The 14,470-nt window shown below is 70.9% G+C and carries 15 protein-coding genes and 1 pseudogene; 12 read left to right on the top strand and 4 right to left on the bottom strand.

What is annotated here, in order from left to right; all coding sequences use genetic code 11:
- Positions 1 to 192 precede the first annotated feature (192 nt).
- The 6 genes and pseudogenes from DI276_RS52290 to DI276_RS22560 all read left to right on the top strand — a co-directional run.
- Positions 193 to 606: pseudogene (locus DI276_RS52290) on the top strand (GH25 family lysozyme); the annotation flags it as partial.
- A 3-nt stretch (positions 607 to 609) separates the two neighbouring features.
- On the top strand, positions 610 to 993 hold the full coding sequence (locus DI276_RS22580) for a hypothetical protein (protein ID WP_112266470.1): 384 nt from the start codon (positions 610 to 612) through the stop codon (positions 991 to 993).
- 121 nt (positions 994 to 1,114) lie between these two features.
- Entirely contained in the window at positions 1,115 to 1,711 is a 597-nt protein-coding gene (locus tag DI276_RS22575; protein WP_112266468.1) for a hypothetical protein, read from the top strand.
- Positions 1,711 to 2,421, top strand: coding sequence for a GNAT family protein (locus tag DI276_RS22570; RefSeq protein WP_112266466.1), 711 nt, complete (start codon positions 1,711 to 1,713; stop codon positions 2,419 to 2,421). The genes DI276_RS22575 and DI276_RS22570 overlap by 1 nt, the downstream gene beginning before the upstream one ends.
- A 17-nt stretch (positions 2,422 to 2,438) precedes the next feature.
- Positions 2,439 to 3,281: a DUF3152 domain-containing protein gene (locus DI276_RS22565; protein WP_232836845.1), complete on the top strand. Its 843-nt coding sequence runs from the start codon at positions 2,439 to 2,441 to the stop codon at positions 3,279 to 3,281.
- Positions 3,278 to 4,432 carry a glycosyltransferase gene (locus DI276_RS22560; RefSeq protein WP_112267593.1) on the top strand — a complete coding sequence of 385 codons (1,155 nt, stop codon included), beginning with the start codon at positions 3,278 to 3,280 and terminating at the stop codon, positions 4,430 to 4,432. Before DI276_RS22565 ends, DI276_RS22560 begins: the two co-directional genes overlap by 4 nt.
- Here DI276_RS22560 and DI276_RS22555 read toward each other — a convergent pair.
- Positions 4,361 to 4,942: a TetR/AcrR family transcriptional regulator gene (locus tag DI276_RS22555; protein WP_112266464.1), complete on the bottom strand. Its 582-nt coding sequence runs from the start codon at positions 4,940 to 4,942 to the stop codon at positions 4,361 to 4,363. The genes DI276_RS22560 and DI276_RS22555 overlap by 72 nt on opposite strands.
- A gap of 118 nt (positions 4,943 to 5,060) precedes the next feature.
- Here DI276_RS22555 and DI276_RS22550 point away from each other — a divergent pair, with 118 nt between their 5' ends.
- Positions 5,061 to 5,624, top strand: coding sequence for a hypothetical protein (locus DI276_RS22550; RefSeq protein WP_232836844.1), 564 nt, complete (start codon positions 5,061 to 5,063; stop codon positions 5,622 to 5,624).
- Between the two features lie 17 nt (positions 5,625 to 5,641).
- Here DI276_RS22550 and ligD read toward each other — a convergent pair whose 3' ends face one another.
- A complete protein-coding gene (ligD, locus tag DI276_RS22545) occupies positions 5,642 to 7,618 on the bottom strand; it encodes a DNA ligase D (RefSeq protein ID WP_198680823.1) in 1,977 nt (658 codons plus the stop codon).
- An 811-nt stretch (positions 7,619 to 8,429) separates the two neighbouring features.
- Positions 8,430 to 8,903 (bottom strand): group II truncated hemoglobin, encoded by a 474-nt coding sequence (locus tag DI276_RS22540; protein ID WP_232836843.1) that lies wholly within the window; start codon positions 8,901 to 8,903, stop codon positions 8,430 to 8,432.
- Positions 8,904 to 8,964: 61 nt separating this feature from the next.
- Between DI276_RS22540 and DI276_RS22535 the strand changes: the two genes are divergently transcribed.
- From DI276_RS22535 to DI276_RS22515, 5 genes are all read left to right on the top strand, one after another.
- A complete protein-coding gene (locus DI276_RS22535; RefSeq protein WP_112266462.1) occupies positions 8,965 to 9,282 on the top strand; it encodes a winged helix-turn-helix transcriptional regulator in 318 nt (105 codons plus the stop codon).
- Positions 9,283 to 9,323: 41 nt separating this feature from the next.
- Entirely contained in the window at positions 9,324 to 10,526 is a 1,203-nt protein-coding gene (locus DI276_RS22530; protein WP_112266460.1) for a PP2C family protein-serine/threonine phosphatase, read from the top strand.
- A 42-nt stretch (positions 10,527 to 10,568) separates the two neighbouring features.
- Entirely contained in the window at positions 10,569 to 11,939 is a 1,371-nt protein-coding gene (locus tag DI276_RS22525) for an MFS transporter (RefSeq protein ID WP_232836842.1), read from the top strand.
- Positions 11,940 to 11,942: 3 nt separating this feature from the next.
- Positions 11,943 to 12,704, top strand: a complete 762-nt coding sequence (locus DI276_RS22520; RefSeq protein ID WP_112266458.1) for an isocitrate lyase/PEP mutase family protein — start codon at positions 11,943 to 11,945, stop codon at positions 12,702 to 12,704.
- A 63-nt stretch (positions 12,705 to 12,767) separates the two neighbouring features.
- On the top strand, positions 12,768 to 13,775 hold the full coding sequence (locus DI276_RS22515) for an RNA polymerase subunit sigma-70 (RefSeq protein WP_112266456.1): 1,008 nt from the start codon (positions 12,768 to 12,770) through the stop codon (positions 13,773 to 13,775).
- On the opposite strand, the gene DI276_RS22510 is transcribed toward DI276_RS22515, so the two are convergent.
- Positions 13,739 to 14,440 carry a carbonic anhydrase gene (locus DI276_RS22510; RefSeq protein WP_157984873.1) on the bottom strand — a complete coding sequence of 234 codons (702 nt, stop codon included), beginning with the start codon at positions 14,438 to 14,440 and terminating at the stop codon, positions 13,739 to 13,741. The genes DI276_RS22515 and DI276_RS22510 overlap by 37 nt on opposite strands.
- Positions 14,441 to 14,470: the final 30 nt, after the last annotated feature.

The following is a 14,470-nucleotide window of genomic DNA, read 5'->3' as shown; positions in this document are numbered from 1 at the left end:
GGACCGGTCCGAAAACCGGGAATCTCGTGGCGGGTTCGCATTCTTGAACCCGCCAAGGCCGGTGGGAGGCAGCTGGGAAATCGGCTGACGACCCGCTGCCTCAACCGGTGGGCGTCACCGGGGCCGAGGGAGCAGCCGGAGTCTCAGCCGTGGCCGCGGGGGCGGTCCGCTGCTCACCGACAACGTCACCACGGCGCGACGCAGGCGAGGTTCTTCGTGCAGAACGGTGGCGGCTGGTCGCGCGACGGCCGGACCCTGCCGGGCACGCTCGACATCGAGTACAACCCGTACGGCGGCGACACCTGCTACGGCCTGAGCCACGCCGCGATGGTCGGCTGGATCCGCAGCTTCAGCGACACCTACCACGCGCTCACGAAGCGCTGGCCCGTGATCTACACGTCGGTGCTGTGGTGGGACAAGTGCACCGGCCGCACCGGAGACTTCAGCTCCACCAACGCGTTGTGGCTCGCGCGGTACGCCCCCAAGGTCGGCCCGATGCCCTTCCGCTGGCCCTTCCACACGATCTGGCAGTACACCTCGTCGCCGATCGACCAGAACGTGTTCAACGGCGGAGCCGACCGGCTCGCTCAGCTGGCCACGGGATGACCGGTGCACGCCGAGGCACGCAGGTCGGAACTCGTCCTGCTCGTCTTCCTCGCCGTGGTGTTCGCCGTGTCGTCCACCGTCGTGGTGGGGTCCGTGGTGCACGTGGAACGAGCCGGCCTCGCGGTCGAGGGCGTCGGCAACGGTGCGGTCCTGACGACCGCGGCCGCGCGTGACATCAGGGTCCGCGCCGATGACCCGGCCGCGCTGGACCGGGTCGAGGTGCTCGTCGACGACGCCGCGGTCGCCACCCGGCGGGACGGAAACCGGTTGACACTGCCGGACTTCGCACCCGGCGAGGGCGGGCACACGCTGGTCGCCCGAGTCCGCAGCACCACGCCGTTGTTGCTGGACGCGCAGGTCGCGCACGAGTTCACCGTCTCGCGATGACACACCGTGAGGAATTCACTAGAGAGGGTGCTTACCTGGTTAAGAATGTCTGAGAGGTCCCGCCACGGGTACCTGCCAGGCACGCAGCACGCCGGCCCACGTTCAGGAAAGGACACGGGCAATGGCCATCGAAGACCTCCTGAACGAGGCCCCCAGAACCTTCCGCACCCGCTGGCTCGGCTACGACCGGGTCCAGGTCGACGAGGAGTACGCGAAGCTGGAGGGACAGCTCGACGTCGCCCGCACCGACCGGGACGCCGCGCTCGCCACGGCCGAGGCCCTCGCGAGGCACCTCGAGGAAGCCAGCACCGAGCTCGCCGAGTACCGGATGATCCATGCCGGGCACAGCAAGGACAACGCCGCGTCCGGGTGCATCCGCTACCTGCTGCACGTCGCGAAGCGCAAGGCGGAGGAGATCGAGGCCGAGGCCCGCGCCCGCGCCGAGCAGGCGGTGCACCAGGCGGAGGAGGCGGCCGGCCGGCACGCCCGGCTGCTGGACGAGACCGAGCAGGAAACCCAGCGCAGGCTGGCGGAAGCGAGCCGGCGCGCCAGGGAGATCGTCGGCGAGGCGCTGGAGCAGTCGCGGGACATGCTGGCAGATCTGGCCGAGCGCCAACGGTTGCTGGACCAGTGGTACACCGAGGTCGCCACCGTGCAGGACCTCCCGTTGCCGCGGCGGCCGGAACCCGCCGTCGCCGACACCTCGGACGTGGCGTGATGACCGCGCTCGTGCACGAGAGCGCGCGGGTCACGACCACCTGCGTGCTGGTCGACCTCCGCGACTGCGGGGTGCGAGGAGTCCGCTGGGCGGCCGCGTGCGCGGACGCGTTGGGAGTCGGGCTGGTCGTGCACGCGGCCGCCGCGAACGACCCGGTGCACGCCGACGTCGCGGCTCTGCTGGCGGAGTACCCGGCCCTCGCCGTCCACATCGAACACCACGACGCCCCACCGGCGCGCTGGGAAGGCGGGCTGGTGGTGCTGTCGCGGTCGGCGGCGGTGGTTGCCCCGCCACTCGCCGGCCGCGACCTTCGCGACGTCGTCGTGCTCGGCGGTTCCGCCGCCGCGCTCGCCGGTTGCTTCGGGGTGGTGACCGCGGTCGTGGACGCGGTCGGCGGTGAGGGCGTGTTGCGGCGTGCGATCACGTTCTGCCGTGCCCGCCAGGCCACCCGGCTGCGCGTGCTGACCCGTCCGTACCTCGGCAACGGCGACTCGCTCGACGCCACCGCCGCAGTGCTGCACGACGCCTGCCCCGGCGTGATCGTCGAACTGGTGCGGGAAGCCAGGTCCGTGCAGGACGAGACGCGGTTGTTCCCGAGCGACCTGCTCGTGGTGTCCGGCCGGGAGCGGGGCCCGGCGGAGGGACTGCAACCGGCCGCGCGGGAGGCACTGCACCACGCGCACTGCCCGGTGTTGTTCAGCTGTTCGTGACCAGGGGGAGGGACCTCATGACCATCGGCAGAATCGTCATGTACGTCTTCGCCGCGATGCTGGCAGGGGTGACGATCGGCCTGCTGAACAGCTGGCCCGCACCCACACCGCCGGCACAGGACCAGGCTCAGCCGCAGCCGCGGGTTCCGGTGGTGGCCAGCATTTCCGTGAAGGCACCGCCGTCGCCGGCACCGTCGAGCCCTGCTCCAGCGGCCGCGCCCCGGCCAGGGCCCGAACTTCCGCCAGGAGCGCCGGTGCCCGTCCAGGGCGAGGGCTGGTGGCGGACCGTCAACGGCACGACCGCGCAGATCGGCGCGGGCCGGGTGCACACCTGCTCCGTCGAGGTCGAGCAAGGCGCTGTGCCACCGTCGGCGCACCACCCGTTCGCCGCGGTGGTGGACCAGGCGCTCGCGGACCCGCGCGGCTGGACCGCGTCCGGTGGCATCGCCTTCCGCCGCGTCGACGTGGCGCAACCCGACGTGCGAATCCGGCTCACCGCAACGGAAACCGCGCGAGCCACCTGCGGGTTCAGCCTGCCCTACGACACGTCCTGCTACGTCGGCGGCGTCGTGTACGTGAGTGCGGCGCGGTGGTTCCGGGGCGCCCAGTCGTTCGGCGGCGACCTGGACGGCTACCGGAAGTACGTGATCAACCACGAGATCGGGCACTTCCTCGGGCGCGGGCACGAGCCCTGTCCCGCCGACGGCGCGCCCGCTCCCGTGATGATGCAGCAGACCTTCTCGGTCTCGAACGACGCGCCCGCCGAGCTCACCGCCACCACGCCGCAGGGCCTCGCCATCCCCAAGGACGGCAGGACGTGCGCGGCGAACCCGTGGCCGAACCCGGAGGTGGGCAGGTGAAGATCGCGATGATCTCGGTGCAGGAGAACCCGCTCACCGCACTGCGCGACGCGGACGCGGTCGGCCGCCGTCTGCACATCGCCAAGCTCGCGGAGGCACTGCGCCGGCAGGGTCACGACCTGACCGTCTACACGCGACGGACGGGCCTGCCGGATCAAGGCAGGGCCGGGTTCGAGGTCGTGTCCGTGCCTGCCGGGCCGGCACGAGAACTCGGCCAGGACGCCATGATCCCCCACATCGGGGAGTTCGCGCGGTTCCTGACCGAACGGTGGGCGAGCGAGGCGCCGGACGTCATCCACGCCCACCACTGGACGTCCGGGTTCGCCGCGGTGCTCGGCGCCCGGCGCACCGGAATCCCGATCGTGCAGAGCTGGCACGGGCTGGACGGCGGCGACTGCACGGGCATCGAGCGGCTGGTCGGGCGGGAAGCGGCGGCGGTGCTCGCGAGGTCGGACCACGAAGCGCGCGACCTGGCCCGGCTCGGGGTGCGCCGGAACAGGATCTCGACCGTCCCGTCGGGCGTCGACACCCGGATGTTCACGCTGAACGGCCCGGTCGCGCCGCGCAACGGGATGCCGCGCGTCCTCGCGGTGACGCCCCCGAACGAGGGCCTCGACGACCTGATCAGCGCCCTGCCCGCGGTGACCTGCACCGAACTGGTGGTGGTCGGCGGGCAGTGCGAGCGACTGCGCGCCTTGGCGGCGCGGCTGGGTGTCGCGGACCGGGTCAGCTTCCTCGGCCGCGTGCCGCATTCGGAGATGCCCGCGCTGTTCCGGTCTGCTGACGTCGTCGCGTGTCCACAGTGGCGCGAAGGGTTCGGCGTCGTGCCACTGGAAGCGATGGCGTGCGGTGTGCCGGTGGTGGTGTCGGCGGTCGGCGGCCTCGCCGAGTCCGTGGTGCACGACGTGACCGGGCTGCACGTCCGGCCTCGGGACCCCGCGCAACTCGCCAGGGCCCTGCGCTCGTTGCTGGGAGACGACACCCGGCGCCAGGAGCTGGGCGCGGCGGGGCAGGACCGCACGCACGTTCGCCATGCGTGGGACCGCGTGGCGCTCGACGTGGCCGGGGTGTACGAACGCTCAGCGTTGAGCCTGCAGAAGTCCTTCGACACCACGGAGAAACGTCTCGCAGACCAGGTCAGCATCGGCTAGGCAACCGGCCGCCATGGCGCCGTCGCGCAGCATCACGTAGTGCCGGGCGGCCGGTTCGGCGGTGGATTTTTTGAGCTGCGCGAACAGCTCTGTGATGGTGGTCTGGAACCACTCGCGGTGGGCGAGCACGGCCTGGTGCACCGGATGATCGGGATCGGGGTACTCGGCGGCGGCGTTGAGGAACGCACAGCCGCGGAACTCGGGTGACCGGATGCCCTCGGCGATGGCCTGGGCGAGCGCCTGCAGGGTGTCCGCGGGGGAGTGGCCCTGGGCGGCGGCGTGCGCTGCTTGGGCGCGCATCATGCCGTCGACCTCGGTCAGGTAGGCGACGACGAGCTCTTCCTTGCCCAGGAAGTGCCGGTACAGGGTCGCCCTCGTGACCTGCGCCTCCGCGACGATGCGGTCGATGCCGACGGAGTGGATGCCCTCGGCGTAGAAGATCTTGAGTGCGGTGTTGAGCAGCCGGGACCGCGCTTCGGACGGCCGGCTCGCCGGTTCGGTGCGCGCCATGCCGTCAACTCTAGTCGATAGAACGTTCGGTCTTGACGACTCGCCGCGAAGCAGTCAGTCTGAAAGAGGTAGAACGTTCGGTCTCTTTCGCCGAACGCCGCTTCTGGAGAGGACTCCCGTGACCGCCGTTGCTTCATCCACCGTGCACGAGACCGCCGCGGCACTGCGCCGGCTGTACTTCGTCCGGTTCGGGTTCGCCGTCGTCTGGGCCGCCCTGCTGGTCGTGACGGGCGCGGAGCTCGGGCCCGTCAGCGTCACCCTGCTGGTCCTGTACCCGTTGTTCGACGTGGCGGCGGCGGTCGTGGACGCGCGCTCGTCCCGTGGCGCCGGACCGGTTCGCGGGCTGTACGGGAACGTCGTGATCAGCCTGCTGGCCGCGGTCGGCCTCGCGATCGCCTGTGCCGCAGGCATTCCGGCGGTCCTGCAGGTGTGGGGCGCCTGGGCGATCGTGTCCGGGCTGGTGCAGCTCTTCGTGGGGGTGAGCCGCCGCAAGATGGGCGGTCAGTGGCCGATGATCCTCAGCGGGAGCATCTCCGTGGTCGCCGGATCCTCGTTCATCGTGATGGCGTCCGGGCCGCAGCCGTCGCTCACGAGCCTGGCCGGCTACGCCGCGATCGGCGGGATCTTCTTCCTGGTCTCGGCGGTGCGCCTCGGCCGGGCCGCGAACCGCTCACGGGAGTAGGCCGGGACCGGTCATGGTCAGGTGTCGCCGAGTCGGGCGACCTCGGTGCGGGTCGGCGCGAACAGGTCGCCGAGCTCTGTCACCCGATCGAGGACCTCGTCCAGAGTGAACACCAGCCGCTCGGGGTCGCGGCAGGCGCGGACCTCGTCCCAGGTGACCGGCGTGGCCACCGTGGGCTCGTCGCGGCCCCGCAACGAATAGGGCGAGATGGTGGTCTTGGCGGGGTTGTTCTGGCTCCAGTCGATGAAGATCCTGCCCTCGCGGCGCGCCTTGGACATCGTGGCGGTCACCTGCTCGGGCGTCTCGCGTTCGAAGGCCGTGGCGATGGCCTTCGCGTAGTTCGAGGGTGCCGGCGTGCTCGTCGTCTCGATGCCGGCGTAGATCTGCAGGCCCTTCGAACCCGAGGTGGTCGCCACCGGCACGAGCCCGTTCGCGGTCAGCACGTCGTGCAGCCGTTCGGCCACCCGGCAGCAGTCGACGATCGTGGTGCCTGGGCCGGGGTCGAGGTCGAACACCAGCCGGTCCGGCGTGTTCCTGATGCCGTTCTCGACAGTCCACTGTGGAACGTGCAGTTCGAGCGCGGCGAGGTTGGCGGCCCACACGAGCGCGGCGAGCTCGTGCAGCAACGGATAGCGGACGATCTCGTCACCGCCTTTGCGGGAACCTCCGCCGCGCAACGGCACGGTCGGCAGCCAGGCCGGTGCGCTCGCGTCGGTGTTCTTCTGGAAGAACTTCTGGCCGTGCACCCCGTTGGGGAAGCGCACGAACGTGACGGGCCGGTCGCGCAGGTGCGGCAGCAGCACCGGTGCTATCCGGCTGTAGTAGGAGATCACCTCGCTCTTCGTCGTGCCGTCCGGGTAGAGCTGCTTGTCCAGATTGGACAGACTCAGCGTGCGGCTGCCCGCCTTGACCGTCACGCGGGTGCCGATCTCGGGTGCTTCGGGGGCGGGACGGCCGGGCTGCGGTGCGGTCACCTCGCCCTGGTCGCGGTCGGCGCGCAGGCCTCGCCAGGCGGTGTGCCGCAGCCGGCCGTCCTCGCCGCGGGTGAACTGCCGGAACCGCACCTCGCCGACCAGCACGGGATCCACCCAGCGCGCACGGACGACGTCTTCGCGCGGGGGAGTGATCGCGAAGGGATGGCTCTTGCGTTCCAAGGGTTCCAGCCGGTCGCGCAGTTGATCCCGGTCCTGCCGGGTGAAGCCGGTGCCGACGTCGCCGATGTAGACGAGCTCACCGGTGTCCGGGTCGTGCGCGCCGAGCAGCAGACCGCCGACGGTCCCGGTGAACCCGCTCTGACCTGGCCGCCACCCGCACACGATGACCTCGCGCGTCTGCACGAGCGGGTGCTTGCACCAGAAGTCCGGCCGTTTGCCGGGGAGGTAGGGCGAGTCGAGGCGCTTGGCCACGAGTCCTTCGTGCCCCTCGGCGGCGACGCGGTCGAGCAGCCGCTGCGGGGTCAGGCGCTCGGCGGCCAGGTCGCCTGGGGTGAACGACGGCACGACCGCGATGCGGAACGGATCGGGCATGTCGAGCTCGGTGAGTCGGCGTCGCCGTTGCTCGTAGGGCTGGTCCAGCAGCATCTGCTCACCGAACTGCAGCAGGTCGAACACCAGGAACCGGACGGGGACGTCGTCGAACGGCTGCTCACGCCGGGCCGTCCGGTGCTTCTGGAAGCGGCCGCGCCGTTGCTGCAGCAGACCGAAGTCGATCTGGCCGGACTCGTTGTAGACCACGACCTCGCCGTCGAGCACCGCTGGGCGCCCGCGCAAGGCCGGGGCGAGCACGCCGGTCAGCTCGGCGAACTCCGCGGTGAGGTCGAGGCCGTTGCGGCTGGTCAGCACCGTGGCGCCGGTGGCGGCGATCCGCATCGCCACGCGGTAACCGTCCAGTTTGTACTCGTACGCCCACTGCGGGCCCTCGCGCAGGCGGCCGCCGTCGGGCTTGGCGAGCATGGGGTCGACCCAGGCGGGCACGGAGTCGCGCGCCACGGCCATGGTGACCTCCGATCCCGGCGTGTTGCCCGGTCACCGGGAATCTGAAGGTAACCCGAACGGCCTAGTTGCGCGCGTCAGGTCCGTCAGGGGCCGAATCGGTGGTTCAGGACGTCATTCGGGACATCTGATCTGGAAAAAGGCAACAAGACCACTCTCTGCGGTATCTGTGTCACCGAGGGCAACATCGCCCCTCCGACGCCGAGCAAGGGGAGTTCGCGTTGAAGAAATCCATTCTCGCCGTTGGGCCGGCGGCAGCCGTGGGCATCACCTCGGCCGCCGTACCGCCGGCCATGGGGGAGACGACCACACCGCAGCAGGTCAAGGCGGGTGGTCTGACGACAACGGTCACGCTGATCACCGGTGACCTCGTGCACGTGGCCAACGGGGAAGTGCGGACGCACGCCGCGAAGGGCCGCGAAGGCGTCCGCTTCCACCACTACACCGACGAGCGGGGCGACCTGCACGTCATCCCGCTCGACGCCGTGCCGCAGATCGACGCCGGCACGTTGGACCAGCGGCTGTTCGACGTCTCGCTGCTCGCGCGGTCCGGCTACGACGACGCGAGCCGCAACTCGATCCCGCTGATCGTGCAGGGCGGCGCGACCTTGCGTTCGGCGGACGCGAAGTCGTTGCCCAGCATCAACGCCCACGCCGTCACGGCGGACAAGAAGGGCGGTTTCTGGTCGGCTGCGCGCACGGCGGGCGCGGCGAAGGTGTGGCTCGACGGCAGGATCACCGCCTCGCTCGACCGCAGTGCCGCGCAGATCGGTGCGCCGCAGGCGTGGCAGCAGGTTCGCCGGCCTCTCCCCGCTCAACCCTGGACGTACGGCGGCGCCACGCCCCAGCCCCACTTCGGCACCGGCGCCCCGTGGAACGGCTTGGCGTCCGGTGCGGAGTTCTGCACCGCCAGCCGGGTGCCCCACTCCAGATAGGACACGAACGCGGCGCGGAACTCCGGGTCGTCCGGCAGCTGCACCTCGTCCGCCGCGTCCATGATGAGGTTCAACCACCGGCGGCGCTGCTGTTCGGTGATGGCGCGGCCGAGGTGCTTGGACAGCATGAACTCGTAGCCGCCGCGCTCCTCGGTGTACGCGGCCGGTCCGCCGAAGACCTCGCCCAGCCACAGCGCCACGTAGCGCGCGTGTCCGGGGTCCATGCCGGCGAACACCGGCGCGAGCAGCTCGTCCTCCGCGACCTTCCGGTAGAACGCCTCAGTGAGGCGCAGCAACGCGTCCGCGCCGCCCGCCCAGGTGTACAGCGTTGGTGTTGACTGGTTGTCGATCACGGCGCCAACTCCAGCAGCACGCGCACGGCCCGGCAAGTACGCACCTTTTGGTGAGGAGCCCATGTACAACTGTCCGGTCGAGCTGGCCCTCGACGTCATCGGCGGCAAGTGGCGGGCCGTCCTCCTCGCCCACCTCAAACAACGCCCGCACCACTACGGCGAGCTGCGCCGCAAGGTGCCCGGCATCAGCGAGAAGATGTTCGTGCAGCGGCTCCGCGAGCTGCAGGCGGCCGGCCTGGTGGCGCGGGCGGAGGTGCCGCCGCACGTCGAGTACTCCCTCACCGACGAAGGCCGGAGCCTCGGACCCGCGCTCCAGGCCCTCTACGACTGGGGTGCGCAGCGCGCCGCACGCACCGGCGTGGTGATCGCACCTGCCTGAGCCGTGGGAGACTGGCTGGCAGCGCGAGGTGTGGAGGTGGCATGACCGAGGACGGGAGTGTGCGCCTGCGCGTCCTCGACGCGGTCACGGACGGGGCGCTCAAGGAGCTCGACCTCGACAAGCTGCTCGAAGTCCTGCTGCAGCGCGCCCGCGAACTGCTCGCGGTCGACACCGTCACCGTCCTGCTGATGGACCGCAGCGGCACCCAGCTCGTGGCGCGAGCGACCTCCGGGCTGGAGGAAGAGGTCTTCCAGGGCGTGCGCGTGCCGGTGGGCAAGGGCTTCGCCGGCCGGGTGGCGCAGCTGCGGGAACCGGTGCAGATCGAGCACGTCGACGAGTCCACTGTGGTCAACCCGCTGCTGTGGGAGCACGGCCTGCGGGTGCTGCTCGGTGCGCCGATGATCGCCCAGGGCGAGGTGACCGGGGTCGTGCACGTCGGCAGCACCACGTCCCGCCGGTTCACCGACGAGGAGAAGGAAGCGCTGCAGCTCTTCGCCGACCGCCTCGCGGTGGCCGTCTACGTGGACCGCACCCGGTCCGAGCGCGCCGCCGCCACGTTGCTGCAGGAGAGCCTGCTGCCCGCACGCCTGCCGAGCACCGAGGGCTGGGAGCTGGCGGCCCGCTACGTGCCCGGCGCGGAGAGCGGCGTCGGTGGCGACTGGTACGACGTGTTCGAACTGCCGGGTGACCGCATCGGCGTGGTGATCGGCGACGTCGCGGGCAGCGGGCTGCAGGCCGCGGTGGTGATGGGCCGGTTGCGGAGCGCGTTGCGCGCCTACGCGTTGGACTACTTCGATCCCGCGCAGGTGCTCTGCAAGCTCGACCGGAAAGCCAGCTACTTCGAGCACAACACCATGGCCACGGTCGCCTACGCGGTCATCGACACGGCGACCCACCGGATGACCCTCGCCGTGGCCGGGCACCTGCTGCCGGTGCTCGCGGTGCCGGGCGAACAGGCCCGGTTCGTGCCCGCCCACATCGGTCCGCCGATCGGGTTCGAGCTCGGCACCAGCGGCCGCCGCAGCGTCGACCTGGACGTGCCGCCGGGCACGCTGATCGTGCTCTACACCGACGGTCTGGTGGAACGCCGCGGGCAGGACCTCGACGTCGGCCTGGAGCGGTTGCGGCAGATCGTCAGTCCGATGGGCCCGGAGTCGGCGTGCAACCGGGTGATGGCGACGATGGTCGGCTACCAGCCCGCGACCGACGACATCGCGTTGGTGGCGATCCGCCACAGCCACTGACCGATTCCTCGCGGCGTCGTTCCGAGTCCAAGTCTCCGAAGAGTGCCGGAGGCAGAGGAGACGGACGTGCTGGCGGTCGTGGAGCGAACGAGGCGGACGTGGGTGCTCGTGATCACCTCGGTCGCGTCGCTGATGGTCGTGCTCGACGCGCTGGTCGTGGCGACCGCGCTGACGGCGATCCGAACCGATCTCGGTGCGTCGCTCACCGAGTTGGAGTGGACGGTGAACGCCTATGGGCTCAGCTTCGCCGTGCTGCTCATGACGGCCGCGGCGGCTGGTGACAGGTGGGGCCGCCGGCGCGTGTTCACGGCAGGCGTGACGGTGTTCGCGGTGGCGTCACTGGTCTGCGCGGTCGCGCCGGACATCGAGGTCCTGGTCGCCGGCCGGCTGCTGCAGGGCGCCGGGGCGGCGTTCATCATGCCGCTCGCCCTCGCGTTGCTGGGGGCGGCTTTCCCACCAGAACTTCGTCCTCGCGCCCTCGGTGTGTTCGCCGGCGTGAGCGGCGTTGCCGTGGCGTTGGGGCCGCTGGTCGGCGGGGCCGTGGTGGCCGGGATCTCCTGGCCGTGGATCTTCTGGATCAACGTGCCGCTCGGGATCGGGTTGATCTACCTCGCGCTCACGAAGATCGATGAGAGCGACGGGCCGGATCGTGTGATCGACGTTCCCGGACTGGTGCTGGCCGGCGTCGGCACGTTCGGGCTGATGTGGGCGCTGGTCCACGGCGACGCGGGATTCGCCGTGGCCGGACTGGTCGCGATCGGGATGTTCCTCGGCTGGCAACGCCGGGCGGCGCATCCGATGCTGCCGCTGCACCTGTTCCGGTCGCGCGGGTTCACGGCCGCCAACGTCGTGATCTTCTTCCACTGGGCCTCCGCGTTCGGCGTGGTGTTCTTCATGGCCCAGTTCCTGCAGACCGGACTGGGGTACGGGCCGCTGGCCGCCGGGCTGGGGCTGGCGCCGTGGGGGCTCACGGCCGTGTTCGTCCCGCAGTGGGTGGGCCGGCAGGTCGGCCGGTTCGGGGAACGGCCCTTCGTCGTCACCGGGCTCGGCCTGCACGCCCTCGCACTGGTCTGGCTCGCTCTCGTCGCCGATCCCGCCGTCGGCTACTTGATGATCATCGGCCCGATGCTGTTGTCGGGCACGGGCATCGCGATGTGCCTGCCCGCCGCGCAGAGCGCCGTGCTGACCTCGGTGGCGCCGCAGTTCCTCGGCAAGGCCTCCGGTGCGTTCAGCTCGATGCGGCAGCTCGGCGGCGCGTTCGGCGTGGCAGTGCTGGTCGTCGGGTTCACCGCGGCCGGGAGCTACGCGTCGGATGCCGAGTTCTCCCGCGGCTTCAGCGCCGCCGTCCTGACCGGTGCGGGCCTCGCGGTGGTGGGCGCGCTCGCCGGAACCGTCATTCCGCGAAAGGGGTAGTAAATGTCCGACCTGTTGGCACACGCCGACCTGCTGCGCGAGCTCCACTTCGGCAAGCTGCTCGTCCTGCCGAACGCGTGGGACCCGGCCAGCGCCGAGCTGGTGGCAGAGCTGGGTTTCCCCGTTGTGGCGACCTCGAGCGCCGCCGTGGCGGAGGTGCTCGGGCACGAGGACGGTGAGCAGGCGCCGTGGCAGGAGATGTTCGCGGCCGTCGCGCGGATCTCCGCGGCCGTGTCCGTGCCGGTGACCGTGGACGCGGAGGCGGGCTACGGCCTGCCGCCGGACGAGTTCGTTTCGCGACTGCTCGAAGCCGGCGCGTCCGGCTGCAACCTCGAAGACACCGACCACCGGGCTGGTGGTCTCGTGGACGCTGCCGCGCAGGCTGATCGGCTTGCCGGGGTGCGGGCGGCCGCTGACGCCGCCGGGGTGCCGATCGTGCTCAACGCGCGGATCGACGTGTTTCTGCCGTCCAGCGGGATTCCCTCGGAGGACCGGTTGGACGAGGCGATCCGGCGGGCTCGGCTCTACCGGGACGCGGGTGTGGACTGCGTCTATCCGATCGGCGGGTCGACCGAGCACAACCTCCGGCGGTTGATCGACGAGGTGCCGGGGCCGGCCAACGGGAACACCACCGACTCGCTGGACCTGGCGGCGTTGAAGGCGCTCGGGGTGGCACGGGTGTCGTACGGTCCCCGGTTCTACCGAGGTGGGTCGGCCGGATTCCGTGGTGCGCTCGAACTGCTTCGCACCGAGATGGAGCGGTAGCGATTCCTTTTCGCGGCCGGCGGTGTCCAATGAACAGTTGACGACCGCGACCAGGAGCGTGACGTGTCTGCCGAGGTGCTACCCCCGCTGACCACCGGGCGGCTGCAGGACGAGTTCGGCCTGCTGCGCGACGGGCTGGTCGTGCACTGCTACCAGCTGACCGGCTCGTACCCCGACGCCGAGGACGCCGTCCAGGAGACGTACCTGCGGGCGGTGCGCGGCCTGGCGGGCTTCGAGGGGCGGTCGTCGGTCAAGACCTGGCTCTACCGGATCGCGACGAACACCTGCATCACCGCGTTGACCCATCGAAGCCGGCGGGTGCTCCCCGCCGGCCTCGGGGCACCGGCGACCGACCCCGGCGTGCACGTCTACAGCGACGAGTCGATCGCGTGGCTCGGACCGTTGCCCGACGCCGTCCTGAGCCGTGCCGACGAGCCGGGCGAGGTGGTCGTGCTGCGCGAGTCGGTGCGGCTGGCGTTGATCGCGGCACTGCAGTACCTGCCGGTGCGGCAACGCGCGGCGCTCCTGCTGCGGGAGGTGCTCTCCTGGTCGGCCGCCGAGATCGCGGAGACGCTCGACGTCAGCGTTCCCGCCGTGAAGAGCCTGCTGCAACGGGCCCGCAGGCGGCTCGACGAACTGGACCTGGAGGGCGAACGGCTGGAGTCGCCGGACCTGGAGCTCGAACGGGTGCTGCTCGATCGGTACATCACCGCGTTCGAGGCAGGGGACTCCGCCGCCATCCGCCAGGTCATCCACGACGACTTCAGCCTCGAAGCCGTGCCGCACCCCGTCTGGTTCCAGGGCGTGCACGTGTGCATCCCGTTCCTGGAACGGAACTTCAGCTCCAGGAACGGCAACGTCCGGATGCTGCCCACCCGCGCCAACGGTCAGCCCGCCATGGCCGGCTACCGGCGCGACGACGACGGGGTGCTGCGGGCCGAGTGCCTGTGGGTGCTGACCCTGGTCGACGGCCGGTTCTCCCGCGCGACCAAGTTCGAGGACCCGGATCTCGTCACCGCGGCGGGCTTCCCGGTTCAGTACAGCGAGACCTTTCCCGTGGACAGGTCGTAGGAGGCGCCGACCACGCGCAACGTCCCCGCCGCGATCGGCCCGGCGAGCGACGGAGTGCCCTGCAACGTCGTCACCACCGAGCGGACGTGCGCTTCGAGGGCGGCCGCGTAGATGTCGCCGCTGTGCTCCTTCGCTCGCCGCGCCGCCGGTAACAGTGCCGACACCAGGGCACCGAGCGGACCCGTGGGCAGCTTGGCCGGGTCCTTCAGCGCGTCGACGGCGGCCTTCACCGCGCCGCAGTTCTGGTGACCCAGCACCATGATCAGCGGGGTCTGCAGTGCGAGCACGCCGTACTCGATGGTGCCGATGGTGGGGTCGGAGAGGACGTTGCCGGCGGTGCGGGTGACGAACACGTCGCCGAAGTCCTCGTCGAACACCGCTTCGACGGGCACGCGCGAGTCCGCACAGCCGAAGACCTGGGCGTAGGGGGCCTGGCCGGTGGCGTGCTTGCGGATGTCGTCCAGGGTCTGCGGGTGCAGCGTCTGGTTTGCCAGCAGGCGCTTGTTGCCCTCCAACAGGCGTTGCAGCGCACCGTCCGGTGTTGTGGGCGTGGTCAGGTGTTCCTGGGCGGTGCTCGTGCCGGACGCGCAGGCACCCACGGCGGCCGAGAGGCCGCCGAGGGCGATGCCGCGCAACACCGTCCGCCGGGTCTGTGCGTTGGTCATGCCAGGGACGGTAGATTCGAAGTCCATAGT

It is taken from the genome of Lentzea terrae (assembly GCF_003265345.1).
In the GTDB taxonomy this organism is placed as follows: domain Bacteria; phylum Actinomycetota; class Actinomycetes; order Mycobacteriales; family Pseudonocardiaceae; genus Lentzea; species Lentzea terrae.
Note: the sequence above shows the minus strand (reverse complement) of the source record. Positions and strands in the feature narration are given on the sequence as shown.

What these genes read in the sequence shown, in the direction of transcription:
- DI276_RS22575 (WP_112266468.1), top strand. Translation starts at nt 1,115, where the DNA reads ATGGCCATCGAAGACCTCCTGAACGAGGCCCCCAGAACCTTCCGCACC.
- DI276_RS22570 (WP_112266466.1), top strand. Translation starts at nt 1,711, where the DNA reads ATGACCGCGCTCGTGCACGAGAGCGCGCGGGTCACGACCACCTGCGTG.
- DI276_RS22565 (WP_232836845.1), top strand. Translation starts at nt 2,439, where the DNA reads ATGACCATCGGCAGAATCGTCATGTACGTCTTCGCCGCGATGCTGGCA.
- DI276_RS22555 (WP_112266464.1), bottom strand. Translation starts at nt 4,942, where the DNA reads ATGGCGCGCACCGAACCGGCGAGCCGGCCGTCCGAAGCGCGGTCCCGG.
- ligD (WP_198680823.1), bottom strand. Translation starts at nt 7,618, where the DNA reads ATGGCCGTGGCGCGCGACTCCGTGCCCGCCTGGGTCGACCCCATGCTC.
- DI276_RS22535 (WP_112266462.1), top strand. Translation starts at nt 8,965, where the DNA reads ATGTACAACTGTCCGGTCGAGCTGGCCCTCGACGTCATCGGCGGCAAG.
- DI276_RS22530 (WP_112266460.1), top strand. Translation starts at nt 9,324, where the DNA reads ATGACCGAGGACGGGAGTGTGCGCCTGCGCGTCCTCGACGCGGTCACG.
- DI276_RS22520 (WP_112266458.1), top strand. Translation starts at nt 11,943, where the DNA reads ATGTCCGACCTGTTGGCACACGCCGACCTGCTGCGCGAGCTCCACTTC.
- DI276_RS22510 (WP_157984873.1), bottom strand. Translation starts at nt 14,440, where the DNA reads ATGACCAACGCACAGACCCGGCGGACGGTGTTGCGCGGCATCGCCCTC.